The organism is Epibacterium sp. MM17-32 (assembly GCF_022348205.1).
Lineage (GTDB): Bacteria > Pseudomonadota > Alphaproteobacteria > Rhodobacterales > Rhodobacteraceae > Epibacterium.
In genome coordinates, this window is the sequence record NZ_JAKRFC010000035.1 from 1 (window position 1) to 3834 (window position 3834).

General features: G+C 61.9%; 3 protein-coding genes. All 3 read left to right on the forward strand.

What is annotated here, in order from left to right; genetic code table 11:
- The first annotated feature begins 132 nt into the window (after positions 1–132).
- The 3 genes from MHM88_RS23035 to MHM88_RS23045 are packed head-to-tail and all read left to right on the forward strand — an operon-like array spanning position 133 to position 3763.
- Positions 133–1779 carry a transposase family protein gene (locus tag MHM88_RS23035; RefSeq protein WP_239369307.1) on the forward strand — a complete coding sequence of 549 codons (1647 nt, stop codon included), beginning with the start codon at positions 133–135 and terminating at the stop codon, positions 1777–1779.
- A complete protein-coding gene (locus tag MHM88_RS23040) occupies positions 1770–2708 on the forward strand; it encodes a TniB family NTP-binding protein (RefSeq protein ID WP_239369309.1) in 939 nt (312 codons plus the stop codon). Before MHM88_RS23035 ends, MHM88_RS23040 begins: the two co-directional genes overlap by 10 nt.
- The gene (locus MHM88_RS23045; protein ID WP_239369311.1) at positions 2705–3763 is read left to right on the forward strand and encodes a TniQ family protein; all 1059 of its coding nucleotides are present in this window, start codon (positions 2705–2707) and stop codon (positions 3761–3763) included. The genes MHM88_RS23040 and MHM88_RS23045 overlap by 4 nt, the downstream gene beginning before the upstream one ends.
- The last annotated feature ends 71 nt before the right edge of the window (positions 3764–3834 follow it).

Sequence of the window (3834 nt, forward strand, 5' to 3'; positions counted from 1 at the left end):
TGTTTTCTGACTGTCGTTCTTGTTCCATTAGTGGACACTAACTTATTGATATCATTACGTTCATGTTCTTGTTTCATTTCCGGATTATAGTTTCATTATCGGACATAAGACACCTATTTTCCGGGTTTGGCCATGGTGGATCGATCAGATATCAACGTCGTTGACGATGCAGCGTGGGAACAGGCGGTCGCGCGGGAAGCTGTGATCCGTCGCCTTGCAAACAAGGCGACACCGAACCGAGCCGAATTCCTAAAGGCCTGCCGCGATCTTGGTCTCAAGCGCTCTCGCCTCTACGAGTTGATCTCAGCGTACAAGGCTCGCCCGGTGGCCAGCTCCTTACTGGCGGCTCAGGTTGGGACACCGACGGGCAGCCGTCGGCTGCCTGACGAGGTTGAAACGGTGATTTCGGGGGCGATCGAGGATTTCTACAAGTCCCTCCAGAAGCCAAGCATCAATGCGCTGCAAAAGGAGGTGCGCAAGCGGTGCCGTCAAAAGGGTCTACGTCCCCCGTGCTGGACCACGCTACGGGACCGTGTGGCGGCGATAGATCCTGTGGAACTCACGGCGGCGCGTGAGGGCGCCAAGGCCTCTCGCCAGCGCCATCACCCAGTGCCGGGCAGCTATCAGGTCGAACGGGCCTATGAGGTGGTTCAGATCGACCACACGCTGGTGGATGTCATCGTCGTGGACCGCGTTCACCGCAAACCGCTGCAACGGCCCTGGCTGACGCTCGCCATCGATGTCGCCAGCCGCATGGTGGCGGGGTTCTATCTGACGCTGGAGCCACCGTCGGCCTTGTCGGTGGCGCTGGCCATTCAGCACCTGGTGCAACCCAAATTCGACTGGCTGGAGGGCCTAGGTATCGACGCGGATTGGCCAGCCGAGGGATTGCCGGAGACCATTCACGTCGACAATGCCAAGGAATTCCGCTCAAAGGCGATGAGACGCGGGGCGGAAGAGCACGGGATTTCGTTGCAGTACCGGCCGATCGGTGCGCCGCACTACGGTGGTCACATCGAGCGGCTGATCGGCACGATGATGGGGGCGGTCCACCTGCTGCCGGGATCGACCTTCAGCAGCATCAAGGACCGCGGCGATTATGATTCTCTGGGCAAGTCGGCGATGACGCTCGACGAGCTGGAGCACTGGTTGGCGCTGGAAATCACCCGTTATCATGCTGAACGGCACCGTGCGCTCGGGATTCCGCCGGTTGCGGCTTGGAACGAGGCCTATGGGCGACGCGAGGCACCTTTGCGTCGGCCATACGATCCGGAGGGGTTCCGGATCGACTTCCTGCCGAGCACGGAACGCATGGTACGCCGCGATGGCATCCATCTCTTCGGCCTGCGGTATTGGGACGATGTCCTGAGCCTCTGGGCGGGTCGGCAGGACCGGCAATTGCGCGTGTCCTACGATCCTCGCGACCTCTCCACAGTCTTTGTCCGGAGCCCTGAGGGTCAGCGCTATGCTGTGCGGTTTGCGGACCTGCGCCATCCGTCCATCACCCTTGCGGAGCATCGCCGTGCGCAGGCGATTTTGCGCGAGCGCGGGCGCGCGCTCGAGGACGAAGAGCTCCTATTCGCGGTGATCGAGGAACAGCGCGCCCTGGTTGATGCGGCCAGCACCAGGACACGGGAGGCCAGGCGGTTTTCCGAGCGACGGGACCGAGCGCTTGATGGGGTAGGGCCCTACGCGACTGTAGATGCAGGTCCGGAGCCCAAGGAAAGCGAGAATGTGCTCAGGGATCACCCGGGGTTCGAAGTTGAGGAATGGTCGTGACCGAAAGCAGCGCATTTGCACATCTCGATCCGACATACCGCCGGTTTGCGGCGCTGCCGGATGATGAGCGCATTGCCTGGATTCGGGCCGATCGTTGGATTGGATTCGATCAGTCCGGGGCCGCTCTGGCACGTCTGGAGAACCTATTGACCTATCCACCGCGAGACCGGATGCCATGCCTGCTGATCTACGGTGACACTGGCATGGGTAAAACCAAGATCGTCCGCAAGTTTGAACGCGACCACCCGCCGAAGTTCAGCCAGATCACCGGCGTTGACCACCGCCCGGTGGTTGTCGCGCAGGTGCCATCCGAACCCATCGAGCGCGATCTTTACCGCGAACTTCTGGCCGCCATGGGCGCTCCTGCGATGACAGGCGGCACGCTCGCCCGCGAGAAGGATATTTGCCGGTCGCTGCTGCGGACCGTGGGGGCTAAGATGATCATTCTCGACGAGGTGAACGGCATGCTGGCCGGCACCTTCCGGCAACAGCGGATTTTTCTCAATGCGATCCGGTTTCTGGCCAATGACCTTCGGATTCCACTGGTTTGTGCCGGCACGGACCTGGCCCGGCAGGCACTGCTGACAGATGCACAACTGGCCGAGCGCTTCGAGGCGTTCCATCTCAAGCCCTGGCAGAACGATGCCGCCTTCGCCGGGCTCCTAAAAAGTTTCGAACGCATCCTGCCCTTGCGCGAGGCATCCGATCTGATCAGTGGGGAGGCCAGAGAGCGGATTCACAAGCTGACCTCCGGTGTGACGGCGCGCATCTTCCGCCTGATCGAGACGGCGGCGGAAGATGCGGTTCAGTCGGGCAAGGAGCGCCTCGACGCGGATAGTTTTGGCGACAATCTGGTGCTGCCGCTGGTCTCGATGACCCAGACCGCTCGGCGGCGGGGGAAGCCCGTGCAACAACGGGTCGGGGCATGATGGTGCCGGCCAGACTGCCCGTCGCGCCGCGTCCGTTCGTGGACGAACTGCTTTCGTCCTGGATGGCGCGGGTTGCCGCGCGCTACGGGGCGGAGCCCCTTGAGCTGATGGTGTACCTGGCGGGGCAGGGGGGTGGGGAGGCAGGCGCGCGGCAGGTTGACGATGTGGCGCCGGATATTGGGCTGCTCATGCTTTGGGCGAAGGCCTGCAGGATCGATCCGGAACGGCTTTGGCACAGGTCACTGGCTTCCCGATATCCTGATCGGCCTCTGGACTGGTTTCTGACCGAGACAGTGCCGGTCTGTCTTGCCTGTTTCGATGCGGATGTTGCTGCCGGTCGCGATGCCAATCTGCGGGCGAATTGGCGATTGGCGGAGTGCGTGGCTTGCCCGGCGCACCGGACCATGCTCCTGGATCGCTGCCCCGCTTGTCGCGGTCACCTGAGGCTTTCCCTTCGCATGTTGAATGGCCTGCTGCGTCCCTTTTGCCGCAAGTGCGACGCCGTTCTGACCGGTGGGGGAGGGGAGGCAGAGGACCTTTTGAAGGTGGATTTCGCCGCAGGTGTCCTCGATCTCCAACGCCAGATCAACGGGATCGTCAGAGGAGGCTCAGGACGCCTTGATCGACTCGAGCTTGCAGTTCGCACTCTGTGGGCGCCGCTCGATCGCGACGGTGCGGCCCGACCCGTCTTCGCGCTCTGGTACGATGAACCGGGGTGGAACTGCCCCTTTGAGGCCCGCGCGGCCGTCGGTCGGTCTGCGCCTCTTCAGCAGCTACCAGTGCGCTGGCGGGCTCTGACGCTGGTGATCTTGCATGATCTTTTTGGAGCAGATCTGGTGCCCTGCGCGGTCCTGCCGGAGGCTGCCCTCGTCCTGTTCCGGCGTGCCGCCCCATTGCCGTGGCTCACGGATGGGCAGGATCTAAGGAAAGGCAAAGGAAAGCGCACGATTGACGCTGCAGCGGAACGAGTCCACAGATTGAGCAAGAGGCCTGTCCACCGGTTAAATGGAAATTTCCTCGACGAGAGAGGCGATTTCGGCCGAATCCACCCATGAAACTAAAACGACAAACCGCCCCGCCTTGCGCCTTTCTGCTATGTCCGATAATGCAAACTTATTGGACATAG

What these genes read in the sequence shown, in the direction of transcription:
- MHM88_RS23035 (WP_239369307.1), top strand. Translation starts at nt 133, where the DNA reads ATGGTGGATCGATCAGATATCAACGTCGTTGACGATGCAGCGTGGGAA.
- MHM88_RS23040 (WP_239369309.1), top strand. Translation starts at nt 1,770, where the DNA reads ATGGTCGTGACCGAAAGCAGCGCATTTGCACATCTCGATCCGACATAC.
- MHM88_RS23045 (WP_239369311.1), top strand. Translation starts at nt 2,705, where the DNA reads ATGATGGTGCCGGCCAGACTGCCCGTCGCGCCGCGTCCGTTCGTGGAC.